The 19,636-nt window shown below is 42.6% G+C and carries 18 protein-coding genes and 2 tRNA genes; 9 read left to right on the top strand and 11 right to left on the bottom strand.

What is annotated here, in order from left to right; genetic code table 11:
* Nucleotides 1-7: 7 nt before the first annotated feature.
* The 4 genes from BM736_RS09265 to BM736_RS09250 all read left to right on the top strand — a co-directional run bounded on the left by BM736_RS09265 (nt 8) and on the right by BM736_RS09250 (nt 1,970).
* A tRNA-Val gene (locus BM736_RS09265) sits at nt 8-83 on the top strand.
* A 37-nt stretch (nt 84-120) separates the two neighbouring features.
* A tRNA-Val gene (locus BM736_RS09260) sits at nt 121-196 on the top strand.
* A 170-nt stretch (nt 197-366) separates the two neighbouring features.
* Nucleotides 367-594, top strand: coding sequence for a hypothetical protein (locus tag BM736_RS09255; protein WP_076411146.1), 228 nt, complete (start codon nt 367-369; stop codon nt 592-594).
* 71 nt (nt 595-665) lie between these two features.
* On the top strand, nt 666-1,970 hold the full coding sequence (locus tag BM736_RS09250; RefSeq protein ID WP_256717768.1) for an MFS transporter: 1,305 nt from the start codon (nt 666-668) through the stop codon (nt 1,968-1,970).
* Nucleotides 1,971-2,003: 33 nt separating this feature from the next.
* Here the strand turns inward: BM736_RS09250 and BM736_RS09245 are convergent, their stop codons facing one another.
* On the bottom strand, nt 2,004-3,248 hold the full coding sequence (locus BM736_RS09245) for an MFS transporter (RefSeq protein ID WP_076411190.1): 1,245 nt from the start codon (nt 3,246-3,248) through the stop codon (nt 2,004-2,006).
* Nucleotides 3,249-3,348: 100 nt separating this feature from the next.
* Here BM736_RS09245 and BM736_RS09240 point away from each other — a divergent pair, with 100 nt between their 5' ends.
* Nucleotides 3,349-4,236 carry a LysR family transcriptional regulator gene (locus BM736_RS09240; protein ID WP_076411144.1) on the top strand — a complete coding sequence of 296 codons (888 nt, stop codon included), beginning with the start codon at nt 3,349-3,351 and terminating at the stop codon, nt 4,234-4,236.
* A 35-nt stretch (nt 4,237-4,271) separates the two neighbouring features.
* Here the strand turns inward: BM736_RS09240 and maiA are convergent, their stop codons facing one another.
* The 5 genes from maiA to phhA all read right to left on the bottom strand — a co-directional run bounded on the left by maiA (nt 4,272) and on the right by phhA (nt 9,211).
* A complete protein-coding gene (gene maiA / locus BM736_RS09235) occupies nt 4,272-4,925 on the bottom strand; it encodes a maleylacetoacetate isomerase (RefSeq protein ID WP_076411189.1) in 654 nt (217 codons plus the stop codon).
* An 84-nt stretch (nt 4,926-5,009) separates the two neighbouring features.
* On the bottom strand, nt 5,010-5,996 hold the full coding sequence (locus BM736_RS09230) for a fumarylacetoacetate hydrolase family protein (protein WP_076411143.1): 987 nt from the start codon (nt 5,994-5,996) through the stop codon (nt 5,010-5,012).
* A gap of 244 nt (nt 5,997-6,240) precedes the next feature.
* Nucleotides 6,241-7,779 (bottom strand): transcriptional regulator TyrR, encoded by a 1,539-nt coding sequence (tyrR, locus tag BM736_RS09225; RefSeq protein WP_076411141.1) that lies wholly within the window; start codon nt 7,777-7,779, stop codon nt 6,241-6,243.
* A 225-nt stretch (nt 7,780-8,004) separates the two neighbouring features.
* Entirely contained in the window at nt 8,005-8,343 is a 339-nt protein-coding gene (locus BM736_RS09220; RefSeq protein ID WP_076411139.1) for a 4a-hydroxytetrahydrobiopterin dehydratase, read from the bottom strand.
* Nucleotides 8,344-8,413: 70 nt separating this feature from the next.
* Nucleotides 8,414-9,211 carry a phenylalanine 4-monooxygenase gene (gene phhA, locus BM736_RS09215; protein ID WP_076411137.1) on the bottom strand — a complete coding sequence of 266 codons (798 nt, stop codon included), beginning with the start codon at nt 9,209-9,211 and terminating at the stop codon, nt 8,414-8,416.
* A gap of 367 nt (nt 9,212-9,578) precedes the next feature.
* Here phhA and galU point away from each other — a divergent pair, with 367 nt between their 5' ends.
* The 4 genes from galU to BM736_RS09195 all read left to right on the top strand — a co-directional run bounded on the left by galU (nt 9,579) and on the right by BM736_RS09195 (nt 12,601).
* Nucleotides 9,579-10,499 carry a UTP--glucose-1-phosphate uridylyltransferase GalU gene (galU, locus tag BM736_RS09210; RefSeq protein WP_076411135.1) on the top strand — a complete coding sequence of 307 codons (921 nt, stop codon included), beginning with the start codon at nt 9,579-9,581 and terminating at the stop codon, nt 10,497-10,499.
* Complete coding sequence (gene galE / locus BM736_RS09205) at nt 10,499-11,512, top strand: UDP-glucose 4-epimerase GalE (RefSeq protein WP_076411132.1); 1,014 nt, start codon at nt 10,499-10,501, stop codon at nt 11,510-11,512. Before galU ends, galE begins: the two co-directional genes overlap by 1 nt.
* Before the next feature lie 44 nt (nt 11,513-11,556).
* A complete protein-coding gene (gene napF / locus BM736_RS09200; RefSeq protein WP_076411130.1) occupies nt 11,557-12,039 on the top strand; it encodes a ferredoxin-type protein NapF in 483 nt (160 codons plus the stop codon).
* Between the two features lie 130 nt (nt 12,040-12,169).
* Nucleotides 12,170-12,601 carry a polymer-forming cytoskeletal protein gene (locus BM736_RS09195; RefSeq protein ID WP_076411128.1) on the top strand — a complete coding sequence of 144 codons (432 nt, stop codon included), beginning with the start codon at nt 12,170-12,172 and terminating at the stop codon, nt 12,599-12,601.
* Between the two features lie 135 nt (nt 12,602-12,736).
* Here BM736_RS09195 and BM736_RS09190 read toward each other — a convergent pair whose 3' ends face one another.
* The 5 genes from BM736_RS09190 to BM736_RS09170 all read right to left on the bottom strand — a co-directional run bounded on the left by BM736_RS09190 (nt 12,737) and on the right by BM736_RS09170 (nt 19,416).
* On the bottom strand, nt 12,737-13,411 hold the full coding sequence (locus tag BM736_RS09190) for a DUF2982 domain-containing protein (RefSeq protein WP_076411126.1): 675 nt from the start codon (nt 13,409-13,411) through the stop codon (nt 12,737-12,739).
* 70 nt (nt 13,412-13,481) lie between these two features.
* Entirely contained in the window at nt 13,482-14,219 is a 738-nt protein-coding gene (locus BM736_RS09185; protein ID WP_076411124.1) for a YdcF family protein, read from the bottom strand.
* A 76-nt stretch (nt 14,220-14,295) separates the two neighbouring features.
* On the bottom strand, nt 14,296-15,186 hold the full coding sequence (gene mak, locus BM736_RS09180; RefSeq protein ID WP_076411121.1) for a fructokinase: 891 nt from the start codon (nt 15,184-15,186) through the stop codon (nt 14,296-14,298).
* 308 nt (nt 15,187-15,494) lie between these two features.
* Complete coding sequence (locus tag BM736_RS09175; RefSeq protein ID WP_076411118.1) at nt 15,495-18,080, bottom strand: glycoside hydrolase family 3 N-terminal domain-containing protein; 2,586 nt, start codon at nt 18,078-18,080, stop codon at nt 15,495-15,497.
* Complete coding sequence (locus BM736_RS09170) at nt 18,067-19,416, bottom strand: sugar MFS transporter (protein WP_076411115.1); 1,350 nt, start codon at nt 19,414-19,416, stop codon at nt 18,067-18,069. The genes BM736_RS09175 and BM736_RS09170 overlap by 14 nt, the downstream gene beginning before the upstream one ends.
* Nucleotides 19,417-19,636: the final 220 nt, after the last annotated feature.

The following is a 19,636-nucleotide window of genomic DNA, read 5'->3' as shown; positions in this document are numbered from 1 at the left end:
AATCCCAGGTCGATTAGCTCAGCTGGGAGAGCACCTCCCTTACAAGGAGGGGGTCACTGGTTCGAGCCCAGTATCGACCACCATTCTTYTCATAAAGAATTAAAACAYTATGRAATCCCAGGTCGATTAGCTCAGCTGGGAGAGCACCTCCCTTACAAGGAGGGGGTCACTGGTTCGAGCCCAGTATCGACCACCATTTTTATCCTCTTTAACCTCCAAATCAAACTCATCTAAATATCAGCTAGTATTTCATAGTTATCTAAAACCATATCAGGCTATAACATTTATCAATATCCTCACGTAAATAGCCCAATTTTCCACTCAATCGTCTATCCTTCAAATATACTCACTATCGAGATATATACTATGGCAGATGTCAGTCAATCCGCCTCTTTAAGCAGCATAGCCGCTTATCTTAAGCTCACTCACAACTGTGATGAAGCAACAGCCTTGGTTGAAGCTAAAGAGGTGATGCAAAACTTAGTCAGCATGCGGCAAAAAGGCTTTATTACTGGTTGGTATTTCGATGAACACGGCCACCTTGAGCTACTTCCGAGCGATTCTGTTTCTCAGAGGATTAATCCGGAAAAATAACTCAAGCAAGTTCAACCACACTTAAGTAAATGAAACACTTTACTTAAGTGTTCTTTGATGTAAATATTAAAATGACTACCATCAAAGAAGATATTACGATGAACACCAGCCCAGACAGACAAGCTAGCACTATTGACAAGCATTTGGCTTCAGCTAATGCGCTGAGTCATGCAAATAAAGTCCTGTCTATCACCTTATTAGTCACCCTGATAAGTGTTGCAGGCATTGCACTCCCCTATCCTATCTTAGCCCCGCTTTTTGCTGATGGTAGCTCTCCATTAACGCAGTTTCTTAATCTGCCCTCTGAGCTGTTATTGGGGGTTGTATTAGGTATATACCCATTAGGAATTATTCTTGGCAGCAGTGTCATTGGCGCAATATCTGATAACTATGGCCGTAAAAGGCTCCTGACCTTGACGCTGATTGGTAGCGCCCTTGGCTATGGCTTAACGGCCATCGCAGCCATCTTTGAAAATTTTTTGCTATTTTGTCTAGCAAGATTACTTACTGGTTTATGTGAAGGTAACATAGCGATTGCTCGCGCGATTGCCGCCGACCTCCATCCTGTAATCGATAAAACCCGAAGTTTTTCACTCATTAGCTCCATGGGGTACGGTGGTTACCTGCTCGGCCCACTTGCTGGCGGTTATCTTATTATGGCAGGCATAGATGCGGTTTTTTGGATTGCAGCCCTTGCCTGTATGCTTTGTGCATTGTTGAGTCACTTTTTACTGCCTAAAAGCTTAGATGTACCAGATAAACATGCTGAGGGCGGCTCTAGCCTCACACTTCTCGCACAGCCCGATCTAAGACGCTTTTTTTTGCTCTATTTGTTTCTTACTGTAGGCGTTAACCTATATTATGAATATTACCCACTTCACCTGGTTCGTGAGTTTAGCTATCAAGCTGTAGATATCAGTTGGGCAACAGTATTTTTAACCACTTGTATGATATTCACTAGCCTATTTATCAATCCAATCATTCAGAAAAAGCTCTCTCACCCGCATGCAGGACTACTCGGCATGATGCTGTTTGGCTCAGCACTCGCCGCACTGCCCTTTTTTATCAATCAGAGCTACCTTATCAGCTTCGCGCTGATGGGAGCTGGTATTGCTATCTATAACGGCTTCCTGCCATCGTATCTGTCACACTCATATGAAGATAGAGCTCAGGGGAAATTAATGGGCATGCTAGTCACCATTTTTTGTTTGGGTAACCTGCTAGCAGCGCTCATCGGGGGGGTATTATCTATGTTTGATGTGCAATGGGCCCTACTCACAGGAGCCTCAATCACTTTCGTAGCTGGATTAATCTTCTATCATGGACACTTTAAAGCGCAGATCTGGCCTTTTGTTCCCACCAAAAAACCAGCCTAACCAGTACAATGAAGCTAGAGATAGTAAATGATATTAGTTGTTCACTATTAAACTGGAGCGAACTTTACGTCTTTGTGGCGTCATCAATTTAAACATTACTAGGCTTAGTCCTGCTAAAGTCACCATTGAGCCAAGCACAACCCCAGGCCATTCCCACTGGTGCCAGAATGGAAGCAGTAAAGGCCCCCCTATCGCTGCGCCAAGGTAATAGCTGCATAAGTATAGTGATGTGGCTTTGGCGCGGTGCTCCCTTGCTCTATGGGCAACCCAGGCATTACATCCACTATGAATGAAGAAGAATCCAAAAGCCGTCATCAAAAAACCTAAACATATAAACTGACTCGTATCGACTAATGTTACTGCACTGCCAAGCACCATCATCAATAGCGACAACCAGAATATCCTGATCCGGCCAAACATCGCTATCCAGTAGCTTGAGTAATATGAAGCAAACGTGCCACTGAGGTAACACAGAAAAATAAGCGTCACCTCAAATCGTCCCCACTGATACGGCGCATTCATTAGGTGCAATTGAATATAGCTAAATTGATTCACCATGACTAGAAAAGCTAAGCCACCGATCAGGTAGATTTGTCTTAATTTATTGTCCATAAGATGAATGACAAACCCGCTAACATCGCCTTTAAATCCACCCATTAGCTTCTTACTACAGGTCACATTTCTATCAACTGTATTGTTATGTTTGGGCAATAATTGGTGAACCACAAACACACCTATTGCTGAAAAGATCAAAATAACACTGATCACGTACTCCCATTGAAAATACAGAGACAAGCCACCACCGATTAATCTACCAGCTATGCCACCCAAACTATTCGCTGCAATATAGACTGCACCAGCCTTTAACATTGCGCCCTGACTTAACTCATCTTTAAAGTAAGCCATCGCTATCGCTGGAACGGCAGCAAGCAGTACACCTTGTAGTGCTCTTAAAGCGATTAATTGTGAAAAATCGCTCACAAATACCATAAGCAGATCGCTAAGCAGTAGCAGGTATAAGCTCAGCATTAGCGGCTTTTTACGTCCAATCCTATCTGAGAGTACAGCATAAAATAAAAGAGAGAATGCCATTGAAAAACTTGTGACAGAGAGCAGTAATGTGGAGTGGCTGATATCGACATCAAAGGTTTGAGCAATTAACGGCAGGACACCTTGAACTAGGTAAAGATTGATATAGATGATGACAGAGGCCAACGATAGGGCCCAGATAAGCCTTATCTCACTTGCCGTAATATTACTCTTTTTCTCTGATACCATCAGCTTATCTATCTTAGTCTCAAACTCAATGGACAAAGATTACCACCAGATATAACATAACAATAATAGATTAAACCAATCGGAACCATTGATTTTAGTTATGGATATACGTCAACTAAAACACTTAGATACTTTGGCAAAAGCGGCTAACTTTACCAAAGCCGCCAAGCAACTCAATATGGCACAACCCGCCTTAAGTCAAAGTATAAAGCGATTAGAAACAGCACTTGGTGTCACATTAGTCAATCGTAGCAACTCATCGGGACAACGAGGCAAGCAAGTTAGCCTTACGGCAGAAGGCAAGGCCCTTCACCAACATGCGGTGCTTATCATTAAACAACTCAAACAAGCTGAAGCCCATATCAAGTCCATGGCTAATCTCACTCAAGGTGAAGTCAGAATAGGTGTCCCTGGCATGTTGGGCTCTTTTTATCTCCCTACTCGTTTGATGGCATTTAGACATCAATACCCAGATCTGAAACTCTCCTTATTTGAAGGCGGCACCCGTGACTCGTTAAAGATGTTATCCCGCGGAGAAGTTGACATAGCAATCATCACGGCTAACGATCTGAGTGAGGAGTTTGATAGCCATCTACTGCTTAGCGAACAGATGGTCGTCGCCATGTCCAATGAACACCCGCTATCTGATAATGCTAGTATTCAACTTGATGAGTTTTTTGAACATGAACTGGTGATGTTTAAGCCAGGATACTTTCACCGAGAGTGGATGTTGTCACAGGCAAAAGCATTAGATATTAGCGTCAATATCGCTTTTGAAACCAACTTGATCAATTTAGTAAAACAAGTCGTTTCACAAGGTTATGCAATCACAAGTGTGTTAGAGATGGTGATTGGTGAAAATGATGAGATTCTAGCTAAACCTTTTGAGCCGCCCGTCTATCTTGATCTACATATTGCCTGGAAAAAACAACGCCCTATCAGTCAAGCCGATAGAGCGTTTGTGGATTTTCTGATGAAAAACCGCTAGTCATTACTAATAGCTAACTAATGTTTCCCCAGCGATTAAACTGCGTCAGCTTGGTTTTCAGGCAACGCATCGATAAAAGCTTTGAGTTGATTACAGTTTTCATTCACACGCAATATATTCGGATACACACTCAAATCAACCTTGAATCGATTCGCGTTGTAAACTTGAGGTATTAAACAAAGGTCGGCAATTGTTACACTATCCCCGAAACAGAACTGGCCTGAATGTTTCTCTAATTGTTTTTCAAACGCACTAAAACCTTGATGGATCCAGTGATGATACCAGGCTGTTTTAGCCTCATCTTCTAGAGCCAGTGGCCCCGTTAAGTACTGTAGTACTTTAAGATTGTTCAGAGGGTGAACTTCGCAAGCAATCAACAGTGCTAATGAGCGTACTAATGCTCTATCAGTGATCTCATTTGGAATGAGTGCACACTCAGGGTAACGCTCATCAAGATACTCTAAAATAGCCATAGATTGAGATAAAACCAGTTCATTACCAGCTTCATCAGTATCAATCAGTGTAGGAACCAGCTCTTGAGGATTCAATTGAGCATAGTCTGCTTTATGTTGCTCTCCGCCATCTTTTACTAAATGAACCGATACTTGCTCAGCACGAAGTTGCTTTAAGTTTAAAGCGATTCTAACACGATAGGCTGCACTAGATCGCCAGTATCCGAAGAGTTTCAACATAATAGTTCCTTAAAAAGAGGTGATATAAAAACGGGGCTAATTCTAATGAATCAGCCCCGCTCTGGTATAAGCTAAATTGAGTTAGCCTTTATATTCGACAACTTGTTGATCGATTGAGCCAAAAATTGTTTGCTCATTATCGTCGAGCATTTCAATACGCACTCTATCGCCAAACTTCATGAATGAAGTAGATGGCTTACCGTCTGCAATCGTTTCTAACATACGTGTCTCTGCTAGGCAGCTAGAACCGGCACTACGATCGTAGTTAGAGATAGTCCCAGAGCCAATGATGGCACCAGCACCTAAAGGACGGGTCTTAGCCACATGAGACACCAGCTGACTGAAGTTAAACGTCATATCAACGCCAGCATTAGGGCGGCCAAATAGCTCGCTGTTTAGATGAGTTATCAATGGTAGGTGAACTTTTGAGTCCTCCCAACGCTCGCCAAGCTCATCAGGTGTAACAGCAACAGGAGAAAAGCTACTTGAAGGTTTAGCTTGGTAAAATCCAAAACCTTTAGCGAGCTCACCAGGTATAAGATTACGTAGGGACACATCATTTACAAGCATCAATAACTTAATATGCTGTTGAGCCGAATCAGTTGAAACCCCCATAGGGACATCATCGGTAATAACGGCGATTTCAGACTCGAAATCAATGCCCCACTCTTCGCTTGCTAATGGAATATCGGCTTTAGGTCCGATAAAGCAATCCGAGCCACCTTGGTAAACGAGAGGGTCTGTCCAAAATGTTTCAGGCATTTCCGCGCCGCGCGCTTTACGTACTAACTCAACGTGGTTTACGTATGCGCTGCCATCAGCCCACTGGTAAGCACGAGGGAGTGGTGATAAACATTTTGACTCATCAAAATCTTCTGCATTATCAAACATGCCTTCGTTTAAGGCTTCATAAAGCTCATTAAGCTGAGGGTATAGCAGATCCCATGCATCCATAAGTTGCTGCATAGTATTCGCAATTGCAGGTACAGCCACTGCTTTGGAAAGGTCTTTACTCACTAACATCAACTGACCGTCACGGCGACCGTTGTTATAACTGGCTAACTTCATACCTGCTCCTATCTATAGATCTCAAGTGTGGCAACTAACTTGAGTACCTTATCTCTTCTAATAATGGCTATATAAATACCTTAAGCATAGACAGATAGGAATAGCGTGATATAAATCACGCTAAACGGATGCGCTGTCTATTTTGTAAAGTTATCTATACAACCGAATATTCCTGCATAAATATGGGCGTTTCACCTAAAAAGTGATTAAAAACCCAACCTTTGGTGGCAATTAGTTGTTACATCTATTTTTGTTTGCTGATCTTATACTCTCTAAGCTTGTTGGCTATGGCGGTATGAGAAACACCTAGTTTCTTAGCCAGTTGCCGTGTACTTGGATACGCTGGATATAAGCGCCTTAATAGACTCGATTCAAACTGTTTCATGGCTTGATCTAAACTGCCTTCAAACTGATGATCAAAGTAACCAAAACCTTCAGCGTATGAGGGGAGCTTAAGTTGTTCTACCGTCAGTTCTGCTGAGCCATCCCACATAGATACAGCTCTAAAAATAGCATTTTTAAGCTGGCGAACATTGCCAGGCCAAGCATAGTTAAGAAGGTGCTCACGACACTGAGCTGATATTCGCCTAATTGGAATTGAGAGCTGCTGGCTGTAGTGCTCAAGGAACATCTCAGTGAGTGGGATAACATCAATCTTACGCTCACGAAGAGATGGCATATGGAAACTAAGGACATGGATCCTATAATAAAGATCTTCTCTAAACTCGCCAGTTTGACACAATTCAGCAAGATTTTTCTGAGTCGAACAGACAATCCGAACATCTGCTCTTACCTCTTTGTCTTCACCTAAGCGTCTAAACGTACCATCTTGCAACAGGCGAAGTAACTTCACTTGGGCAGATTTTGACATCTCAGCTATTTCATCGAGAAAGACAGTCCCCCCCTTTCCCTCTTCAAAAAAACCTCTTTTAACAATCGTGCCATTACTCACATAACCGAAGAGCTCCTCTTCTGCTGCACTATCAGGTAAAGCGGCACAATTGATTGCAATAAAAGGATGGTCTCGCCTCATACTAGCATCATGACAAGCTCTAGCCATGAGCTCTTTACCTGTACCGGTTTCGCCAGTGATGAGTAGTGGAGCATCAAGCTGAGCCATACGCCTCGCCTGTACCAAAACTTCCTTCATCTTATCACTCGTTACCAATACATTTTCAAAACCTACCGTCTGGCTTTGAAGCGCGTTAAATTGTTTTCCAACGCGGGCGGGCGACTTGAGAGAAACTACGGCTCCCGCAAGTATGCTCTTATCGCTCTCATCTGGAAGGTATATTGGCAACATTTCGGCCAAATATTCATTTTGAGCTATGTTAACGCGGGTCGCTTGAGCTAATACTAAGCTTTCACTCAGCCAGCGACTAAAGTTGAATCCTTGTACCCAATGATTTAGCGGTTCATCTATCACTTCATGTTCAGCCATGCCTACGGTCAACAAAGCAGATTCATTAACGATACGAACCCTCCCCTTAACATCAATTGAAAAAACCGAGTCAGGGAGCGTCTTTAGCAATGTTTTTAACGCATAATGTTCTTGCTCAGAAGGCATAAAAGAGACAGTACGTACATCATGCACCCCTTCAACTTTTCGAATCAAAGGTAATAATTCACTGAGCAAATCAAAATTTACTTCAGCAAACTGCAGATAGAGGAAACCTTGATTACTGGCATCGATAGCGATTAGGTTAATGCCATAACCTTCTAAGATCATCAAAATATCTTTGGCTAGACCAACACGGTCTAAACAACATACTTCAAGGCGCATACTGTCAATTTCCCTTTATTAATTAGTATCGTTATTGGGATAAATAGAATCATCAAAGACCTACCATAATGAATGGCTGAGCTTGGCCTTATACTGTCCATTAAAGGCTCATACGTTAAAAGGTTATGATAATTGTGGCAAGTCTTGTTTACAGCATGATGATGGGTTTGGAACAAAAAAAGCAGGTTAACAGTATATAACCTGCTGATTTTTAGGCGTTAAATTTTAATCTAACAACTGGTCTGTTTTGGCCGCCATAATGAAGTCATTCTTATGTAGTCCTTTAATTGAATGGGACCACCATGTCACAGTTACCTTACCCCATTCTGTCAATATTCCTGGATGATGGAACTCTTCTTCAGCAAGCTCTGCAAGCTTATTAGTGAAAGCCATAGCAAGTTTAAAATTCTTAAATTTATATACACGCTCAAGCTGCATAATCCCATCACGCACTTCAACTCCCCAATCTGGGATCATTCTTATTAAATCGGCAAGTTCAGCATCGGATACTTTAGGCGCATCAGCCTGGCAAGCTTCACATTTCATTTCAGATAGCTTTGACATCTCTTCTTCCTTAAGAATTACTATTTTTTGTTTTAATATTGGCAGTAGCTCGCTACTGGCAGAACTTCAATCAACTAGCTTTAGACTTAGGCTCATATAATGGAGCAAACAACCCCAGCTTTTTGGCTTCATCAACGGCTCCCATGATATCCATCTCTGCAATTTCATCAAGATACTCAAGACTACTAATGGCATAATAGACTGGCTGCATGATATCGATGCGATAGGGAGTGCGGAGCACATCAACCAAGTCAAACGGTTTAATTTGTGGCTCATCTCCCATCGCGTAAAGTGTCTCACCTGGAGAGCTCAAAATCCCGCCACCATAGATACGTAAAGACTTATCTTTGTTTTGTATTAAGCCAAACTCCACGGTAAACCAATAAAGCCGAGCCAGAAATACTCTATCTTCTTTACTGGCAGCTAAACCCAATTTTCCATACGCATGAGAAAATTTAGCGAATGAAGGATTGGTCAACAAGGGACAATGACCAAATACTTCATGAAAAATATCTGGCTCTCTTAAATAATCAAACTCATCTTTACTACGGATAAAAGTTGCTACCGGAAACTCTTTATTCGCCAGTAACTCAAAAAAACGTTCGAATGAAATAAGTGCGGGGACAGCAGCGGTTTTCCAACCTGTCATTTTTAACAGCACAGCGTCAATATCTGACAACTGTGGAATTTTACTCCCAGACAAGCCTAAATCTAATAGGCCTTGCTGGTATTCATCGCAAGCATATTTAGGTAAATTACCTAATTGCCTAGCGTATAATGCCTGCCAAGTTTCATGTTCATTTTGCGGATAATCTATATGGCCATTTTCGTCAGGTAATCGAGCCACATACTGCGTATCTTTACTCATATTATGTCATTTATTCATTAATGATTCCCTCCTTCATACTCAATCATACGAGCATTTTTGTTAACTCCCTCACAGTTTATTCTTTGGCTTCAACCTGCCCACCTTTGTAACACTTTCATTACACCTAAATTTAAATATTCGTAATAGACTAATATTTCAGGAATTTATTCGTACCCAATAGTTTACGAAATAGCCAAGCAATACAGAACACCCTCTAAGTGCGCTATACCCATAGCTTTTCCCTTCAAGTCTATTAAAATATCGCCATTAGGCTGTAATTATCACTAACTACTCTCATGATAAACGACTAAACTCAACACGTTAAAGTCGAGTTGCTAGTTACTGACAAGATTGAAAAAGGATAACAATGAAACAAGCTAAAATACGTAAAGCAGTGATCCCTGTCGCAGGGTTAGGAACAAGGATGCTTCCAGCAACAAAGGCCATTCCCAAAGAGATGCTTCCCGTTGTTGATAAACCACTCATTCAATATGTTGTCAATGAAGCAATAGCGGCAGGTATTAACGAGATTGTCCTTGTCACTCACGCCAGTAAAAACCCCATAGAAAATCATTTCGATACCAGTTTTGAGCTTGAGGCTCAGTTGGAGCGAAGAGTAAAAAGACAATTGCTGAATGAAGTACAATCTATCTGTCCTACTGGCGTAACCGTTATCAGTGTGCGTCAGGCACAAGCAAAAGGCTTGGGACATGCCATATTATGCGCTAAACCTGTCGTTGGCGACGCGCCATTCGCTGTACTGTTGCCTGATGTTATTGTCGATGAAGCAAGTTGTGATCTTAAAACCGACAACCTTGCTGAGATGGTTCAGTTATTTAATGAAACGAATGTTGGTCAAATCATGGTAGAGGGCGTTCCTCACGATCAAGTAAACCAGTACGGCATTGCGGATGTGAATGGTAAAAAATTGATCCCTGGGGAATCTGAACCCTTAGCTCAATTAGTAGAAAAACCCAGTATTGATGAAGCACCTTCAAACCTTGCCGTTGTCGGTCGTTATATTTTGCCTGCTGATATCTGGTCTCAACTTGCTAAGACCCCAGCTGGCGCAGGTGATGAGATTCAATTGACAGATGCTATTGCCATGATGATGGAAAAACAGGCCGTCAATGCCTATTACATGAAAGGTAAAAGCCACGATTGCGGTAATAAACTTGGCTATATGCAAGCCAACATAGAGCATGCAATACGCCATAAAGAGATCGGCAGTGAATTCAAACTTTACCTGAAACAACTTGTCGAAGATTTAGATAAGGACGCAGAATAATGACCATCCTTGTTACTGGTGGCACAGGCTATATCGGCACCCATACCGTTATTGAGCTTCTAGAGGCAGGCCAAGAAGTGGTGATCGTCGATAACTTGATTAATTCAAGCATAGAGGCGCTTCACCGTGTAGAAAGTATCAGTGGAAAGTCAGTCAGTTTTTATCAAGGAGATGTGCTAAACAAGGCGTTTCTACAAAAAGTATTTACTGATCATGACATACAATCTGTTATTCATTTCGCGGGCTTAAAAGCCGTTGGCGAATCGGTGGTTCAGCCTTTACGCTATTATGAAAATAATGTCACTGGTACCTTAGTCTTGTGTGAAGTGATGGCTGAAAATGGTGTTAAAAACCTCGTTTTTAGCTCATCTGCAACCGTATATGGCGATCCAGCCAGCCTCCCCATTACTGAAGCATTCCCAACGGCTGCAACAAACCCCTATGGTCAATCTAAACTCATGGTTGAACATATTTTAAAAGATCTCCATCAAGCAGATCCCAGCTGGAATATAGCGAGACTGAGATACTTTAACCCTGTGGGTGCTCACCCAAGTGGCCGTATTGGGGAGGATCCTAACGACATACCTAATAATTTGATGCCATTTATTGCACAAGTTGCCGTAGGAAAAAGAGAAACCCTCAGTATATTTGGTGATGATTATAATACCCATGACGGTACTGGCGTACGTGACTATATCCATGTCGTCGATCTTGCTATAGGTCACCTACGAGCACTCGATAGACTCAGTACAAACCCAGGAATTGTTACCTATAACTTAGGTACAGGCCAAGGCTATAGCGTTATTGACATGGTAAAAGCTTTTGAAAAAGCATCGGGTAAAACCATTAATTATCAGATAGTCGACAGGCGACCTGGTGATATCGCAGCATGCTATGCTGATACCCAAAAAGCACATAATGAACTCAACTGGCGAGCGACTCATGGTATAGATGAGATGGCAAGCAGCAGCTGGCATTGGCAGTCAAGTAACCCTAATGGTTATAGTGATTAAATGTTTATAGAGTCTAATTTCTTCATATTGTTGAGCAGTAGATAATGAGTAATATCAATCAGAGCCGAAGACGCCTTTTCAACCGGAAAAAGTCCTCAGCCATTAGGCCTCCTTGGAGTAAAACAGATATAGAGTTTACCGATATCTGCACCCGATGTGATAAATGCATCAAGGCCTGCGAAACTCAGATCCTCATCAGAGGAGATGGTGGCTTCCCCGAGATCAACTTTGCCAATGACGAATGTACTTTCTGTAAGAAATGCGCAGATATCTGTCCTGAGCCTGTATTCAACAAGACAGAACAAACCCCATGGGAGTCTATTGCTTTAGTACTCGAACCTTGCTTAGCTAACAAAGGGATATGGTGCCAAAGCTGTAAAGATGCCTGTGATGCTCGTGCGATATCCTTTAAGCCCGGTATAGGCCAAGCACCAAAACCGATAATCGACATTGATACCTGTACTGGCTGTGGCGCTTGTGTATCACCTTGCCCGGCTGATGCGATTAAAGTGGGTGAAGTAACTTAATCTATTCACGGAAGTATTAGCACGATGAGCTAAAGCCAAAAAAATGACTTAGCTGCGCCAAATATTAGTGGTTTTGTTACTGTAAAATTAAGGTTAACATCAAGTATCTTTGACCTAAATGTAGAGCATTATGTTCGGAAACAAGAAATCTAATTCAGGCCTAACCTTTGTCGCGCAAGGAACAAAACTCTCAGGCGAAAGTCATTTTGCAGGTGAAGCATTAATTGGCGGCGAGATCTTTGGAAAAATAAGCTCTTCAGGAAAAATAACCATCGAACCTGATGGCTTTGTAGATGGCGAGCTCAGTTGTAATGAGCTTAAAGTGTCTGGCTACTTCAAAGGCAAGCTAAAATGCGACAAGCTAAATATCACAGGTACAGGTACTGTTGAAGGTGAAGTGGCTTGTGAGTCAATGGAGATTTTTGAAGGTGGACAATTTATAGGTATGCGAGTACGTGAGGAAGTTGCATTGCTAAACACCCTCGATGCCTCTAAATCTATTGAACAAAACGCTACCCCCAACAAAAATAGTGACATTGAAGGTGAGTTTCAAGCTAATTAGTCCTGTCTACCACATAAAAAGCACCTTTAACAGGTGCTTTTTATGTTTTGCCTCTATACATCCACAATCTTATCCATAATTTGATATCGATAGTCTTAACATAGATAGGGTGCTAACCATTCACTTTCAGTAAAATTAACTCGCCGTTCTCACATCCTGTAAGTACTTTCTTGCCATAATAGTGAACTCACTGGCATCACTTTCTAAGCAATCCTCAGGGATGTAAATATGAAACCCTAAGTTCTTACTTAGCATCTCACATCTATGGCCAAACATAGCTAAAACACCATGGTAACGCTCTTCATTAATTATAAGCGGCGTAAACTCTGAGTTCATATAGTTCTCTAACTCAATAAGATCTTCATCTAATGTGATGGCAGACATCAATAATGGACGCTGCTCTGTGAGTAACCCTGTTGCAAGCCTTATGGGGATTGAATCTAGTACTGGGTTTACTTGCTTGAGCTTAAAGCCAACAAATGGTAGCTCAATACTATTCATACCATCCAGTCCTTTGGGAATATCAATCCGCTGTACGTTACTCCACTGAATATTTACACTCCCCCGCCTATGATGATAAGTGATGCCAGCACTGTCTAACACCACACTAACCTCTGGCTCTAGCAATTTTGAGACTCCCAATACCAGGGATATCACTCCTAATGCAAAACAGAGAATACCCGGCGCAAACAAAGCTGGAGAAGATAAAAATAACCCTAGGCCTAGTGATAAGCCGAGCACACCAACACAGGTAAGCGTTAATCGATTTCTTTTATTTAACGTGCGTATCTCTATGGTCTCAATGTTCAAAAAACATCCTAATAGTTCTAAACAACTTACTTTGGGCTAAGGTTTTATACATGAAAATTATTTCAAAGATTTAATTTTCATGTTTCAACCTAAACCACAACTTTCCTACATACTCGTGTATCGAGCGCTGTGATGAAAGCAAGTTTTGGGCATTAAGGGACCACCAATAGCCTTCTCGAGTAATAAAATCTGTTGGCGCAGCTTCTGGGCTAAGTTCCAAGTTGAGGAATATTTCCATGGCTCTAGGCATATGTGTTGCAGAAGTCACTAACCTAAATGGGAAATCCCCAACCTCCCACTTCATATATTGAGCTTCATCTAAAGTATCTTTGGCTAAAGGAAATGTAATTATTTTATCAGCTGAAATTCCCAATTCAATAGCAGCTTTAGCCATAACCTGAGCATGTGATTCAGAAGAACTATCCCCGCCCCAACCACTGAATATAAGCTTACAATCCTGACCTAAGTTAAACTGCCTAACTCCTTCACTTAACCTTGATAAAGCTGGAGGAGATAACTTCTGTATCGCCATGCCAGGTACCTTATCGTTATGACCGTTTCCTAGTACTAGAATTAAACACCCTTTACCTATAGGGTTATTATTCACTCGATACTGATCTTCCAAAGGAGAACTAAGAAAATTACTTCCCGTTGAACTGCTCAAAAAAACTAAAATGACAACAGTTACTGAGAGCAAAGCTCTGGTCGAGCGGCTATTTCTAAGCATCACGATACAAAACAGAAGTAATAGCACAACCATAGGAATGGGCATAAAGAGTTGTGAAATAATTTTTTTAACCCAAAACATCGTGTTGAAAGCCCGAATAAACTAGTTTCGGGCTAGTCTAACATAAGTTCTGTCGAACTTGGTTTAGATACTACCTCTACCACAACCAAGCTGCGCCACGTACGCCAGATGAGCAGCCATAGAGGTTTTGCACGACAGGGGTTCGACATTCTCCCCCTAGAACGTATTTTGATAACACTTGGGGTAATTTAGGGTAGATAGCATCCACATTGGACATACCGCCTCCCAACACGACAACATCTGGGTCTAGTGTATTAATAACATGGGCAAGAGAGCGGGCAAGCCTATCTAAATAGCGCTCAAAGGCCTCTGTCGCGCTAACATCCCCAGCATCAACTAGCGCCATAACTTGCGTTCCTTTATTCGCTTGGCCGCCCATTAGATTGTAGTCACGCACAAACCCTGTACCAGATATAAAAGTTTCGATGCAATCATGGTTACCGCAGAAGCATGAAGTGCTATTAAACTCCTCTTTCGACATCCAAGGTAAAGGGTTATGGCCCCACTCGCCACAGATACCATTACCGCCACTGTGCACCCGGCCATTTATCGCGATGCCACCGCCGCACCCTGTACCGATAATCACACCAAACACCACTCCTTTGCCTGCACCAGCGCCGTCAATAGCTTCAGAAACGGCAAAACAATTCGCATCATTCGCCACTCTAATCTCTCGTGATAACCGCTTACCTAAATCAATATCAAGCGGCTTACCATTAATCCATGTAGAGTTAGCATTTTTGACTAATCCAGAAAAGGGAGAAATAACACCTGGGATCCCAACCCCCACACTGCCAGTCATACCTAATGCTGACTCGGCTTCGTTAACCAAACCGACTATAATATCGAGAGTCGCCTCATATTCACGAGGCGTTGGTAAACGTTTTCTAAATAGCTCTTTTCCATCTGTATCTAAGGCTACAAGTTCTATTTTTGTCCCACCAAGATCTACGCCCATTCGCAACATCTGTATTACTCCACTATCGACTCGTTTTGATTTAACTTTTAGTCTATCAACCACTGGCACTTTCTAATCAAGCTACTATGTCAGTATAGAGAGCCCACTTTCTATACTGACTCCCGCTTAAACAAGCTATATGTAAACTAAAGGGCATAACGGCATCTAAATCAAAGAAGCCGCCACACCTGAATAAAAATTAGCACCACTATCTAACGATAACTCCATGTGCTCTAGCTCCAACCTCAAAAGCTGTTAATAAAAAATTCCATTTTTTCAGCACACAAGCAACTCAGAGAAACGTGAGTTACCTCAGTTTAATGACATGAAATATCAGCCCCCTTCCCACTCAACGCTTCAATACTAATATTTGAAAATTCCAAGGTGACTTTTCCTCTACTGGAGATAGAAAATGGCGAAGTGCTGTTCTCAAACTTCATACCGGCCTGCGAGAAACACCTAAGATCAACGGTAAGTGATTGCCACTGACCGACATCCAAGTTAGTTAATGCTGGCGCTAGCTGTATATTGCCCACACAGTTATCCCCACACTCCATAGATAATTGAACTGGAGATGAGATAGGATGACTAAGTTTGAGGGTTAAAGATAACGCTGAGTCTGAACCTTGAAGTTTTTTCATATCAACAGAAGATGGGCTAACAAAGCTGAGCTCGCCTAATCCGGTTCCATTAAAAGATACCAGTCTGGCATCTTCCTGGACCTCTCTATCACTGGTGCGATACGCAACAACACCATTGCTCTGTATGCTGCTTAAAACCGGCTCTCTTTTTCCATTGCTGCCAATCATTAGCTGCCAGGGAGATTTAACTGAACCATCAAAAATAGATAGGCTAGTCACTTGCTCACGACTTCGTTCAACCTTTTCCGATAACGCTGAACCTAACGAATCACTTTGCCCGTAGCTCAAGCCATAACCATAGGCAAATAGAGGTTCATACTTATCATCAAAGCGATTAACTTTGGTTTGTCGCGCGTTTGCAGGCCATGAATAGGATAGCTTTCCAGTTATTGCATAATTCACACTCCCATCAGGCTTGGAGAAAATAACGTCAGCAACGCCATCGCCTTCACTGCCCGGTAGCCAAGCCACAACAAAGGCATCAGAGGCATTAAGCTCCGCATTCACCCACAGCGGTCTCCCCGTTAAAAAGACTGAAACAACAGGAATACCTTGGGCCTTAAACTGTTTAAGCAAAGCTAAATCATGCTTAGTGTTAGCTTGAAACTCTAGGTTTTCAACATCCCCGACGCCCTCTGCATAAGGCTCTTCGCCAAACACCACAATGGCAACATCCGGTTTTTGGCTAAACTCACCAGCTACATTCAACTCAACTTGGCCACCAGCGGCGACAACTGTTTGCTTAATGCCATCATAGATAGAGCTCCCCCCAGGAAAATCAGCATTACTATTGTTGGTCCCTTGCCAAGTAATACTCCAGCCACCAGACTGTTTACCGATATTGTCAGCACCATCACCTGCCACTAACACCTGTAAATTGGGATTAAGAGGCAGTAAATTGTTTTCATTTTTCAACAATACCAGTGACTCTCGCACAGCTTGTTTAGCGATTTCCCTGTGAGCTTTAGCACCAATCAACTCGGTCTTTCCCGATAACACTCGCTTTGCAGGACTTGGCTTATCAAATAAGCCCGCTCTTAATTTTACCCGCAAAATACGGGTAACTGCATCATCGATACGAGACAAAGCTATCTCGCCACTTCTAACCTGAGCCAGTGTATTTTCATACAAAGGTTTCCAAGCAGCAGTCGGCACCATAAAGATATCAAGCCCGGCATTAGCCGCCTTGGCACAACTGGTATTGCTGCAGCCTGTTACTTGCCCGTGACCATTCCAATCACCAACAACTAAACCATCAAAGCCCATTCGCTCTTTCAAGACTTGAGTTAACAGGTAGTGATTGCCATGGTTTTTAACACCGTTCCAGCTGTTAAATGACGCCATTACCGTTTGAGCGCCTACGGTTAAACCACTGACATAACCTTGAGCATGAATATCAAACAGTTGTTGCTCTGTTGAGAGGTTATCTCCCTGATCGACACCAGCTTGCGTGCCACCGTCACCAAGAAAATGTTTAACCGTCGATATGACTCGATTATCACCAAGAAAATCTTTTCCTACGGTTCCTTGTAAGCCTTTAACAATTGCACCTGCGTACTCTTTAACTATTTGGGGATCTTCAGAATAGCCTTCATAGGTTCTTCCCCATCTATCATCTCTCACAACAGCAACTGTTGGTGCAAATACCCAGTCGATACCAGTCACCATCACCTCTGTAGCAGTAATTGCAGCCACCTGCTCGATTAGTACTGGGTTATTAGCCGCACCAAGACCAATATTATGAGGAAACAGTGTCGCGCCAATGACATTATTATGGCCATGTACCGCATCGGTTCCCCACATAGTGGGAATTGAAGAGCCGTCAAGAGAGTCATCAACTGAAGCTTGGTACATCGACTCGGCAAGCTTAATCCAATCGGCAGGAGTCGCATGCTTATTGTTATCAGGAAATGCACCGCCGCCATTAAGGTATGAGCCAAAGCCATATTGACGCATATCATCCACAGTGATATCACGGATCTCAGGTTGGATCATCTGAGCGACTTTCTGCTCTAATGTCATGCCACTGAGTAGTTCGGCTATTCGCTCCTCATCAGCAAGGTTAGCAGGCAATTCCATTGACAACTTGGGCCAGATTTCAATACTGTTTTTTGAGGCAGATTGAAGCTCACCCAGCGCTACAGACACTGATGATGTAGGCAGTTCTGTATCTGGTGCGCTTTTATAGCCACAGCTGCTCAAGCTAACCAATAAGACACCTGTAACAGCCAGCGATATTACTATCTTGTTAAGCTTGCTCATTGTTACCTCCCGGCATTACGCCCGATGCGATACGACTATTAAGCTGACAGCCCACCAAGCCATAGTAGGCGATGTAAACAAAGCAGAGCATAGGTAGCAAGAAGGACAATTGAATACCGGCAACATCAGCAATAAAGCCCTGAGCAACAGGAAGAATAGCCCCGCCAACTATGGCTAAACATAATACGCCAGAGCCTTGGCTGGTATGTTGTTTTAGCCCTCTGAGAGCAAGGGTGAAAATAGTCGGAAACATAATTGAATTACACAGACCCACCAGAATAATTGCCCACAGCGCTATCATGCCTGATGAGAAAGTGGCGACCAGTACTAAAGCCACTGCTAAAATACTGTTAAAACCAAGTACCTTGCCCGCAGAGACTTTCTGCATCACTAATGCTCCGACAAAGCGGCCGACCATAGCTCCGCCCCAGTAGTAAGTGACATATTTCGCAGCTTTTACCTCTTCTAAGCCAGCAATACTCTCCATAGCAGCAAAGTTAATCAATAAACTGCCGATCCCCACCTCAGCGCCGACATAAACGAAGATAGCCAACGCGCCCAGTACCAAATGCCTATATTGCCAAGCACTCCCTTGACTAACAGGTGTACTTTGTAAGTTGCCCAGTGACTTGCCCTCAGCCTTGTACTCTTCAGGCTTAGTTTCAACTTTAGGAAGCTTAAGAAACGCAAAAATCAGCGCCATCACAAATAACGCAGATGCCAATATAAGGTAGGGAGTTTGTACCGCTGTGGCTTGGTTTTGGCTACTCCCATAAGTGGCTTCTGTAACCGATGACAGTATCAGCCAGCCACCAAAAATGGGGGCTAATGTGGCCCCTAGTGAATTAAAGGCTTGTGTCATTGTTAATCTAGATGATGCCGTTTTAGCCTCACCAAGCACACTAACAAACGGGTTTGCAGAGACTTGCAGTAAAGTGATCCCTGCAGCCAGAACGAATAGCGCCGTTAAAAAGGCGAAATATGATCCAGTTGTCGCAACAGGATAGAAAGACAGAGCGCCCACTCCAGCAACCATCAAACCAAAGACTATGCCCTTTTGATAGCCAATTTTGCTCACTAACGCGCCGGCTGGAACTGAAACAATAAAATATGCGCCAAAAAAACAAAACTGAATCAACATAGCTTGAGTGTAGCTAAGGTCAAACATACCTTTGAGGTAGGGAATGAGTATGTCGTTTAAGCTTGTTAGCAAACCCCAAATAAAAAATAGCGAAGTCAGGCAAGCTAATGAAAACCGATAGCCTTGTACTTTTCCGTCACTGCCTTGACTCGTAAGATCACGTTCTTGAGGTGGTGTAGTAGGTATCGCAGCCATAAATCATCCTTATAATTATTAGTTTTACCCGTCATCGAGTATCTGTTTCAGCTTTACAGTGCTCACATACCATCACCGCCGCCAGTTACAACTGATAAACCTGTTAAATAAATCTATTGATCTTTAACATTTAAAGCTCTATGTTTGATGTAAGCGCTTTCATTTATAACACACTCGTAACGAATAGCAATTTTTTTAAGTCGCGATGTAAGCGCTTCCA

Source organism: Shewanella sp. UCD-KL12, assembly GCF_001957125.1.
GTDB lineage: Bacteria > Pseudomonadota > Gammaproteobacteria > Enterobacterales > Shewanellaceae > Shewanella.
This window is presented reverse-complemented; position numbering and strand designations above follow the sequence as displayed.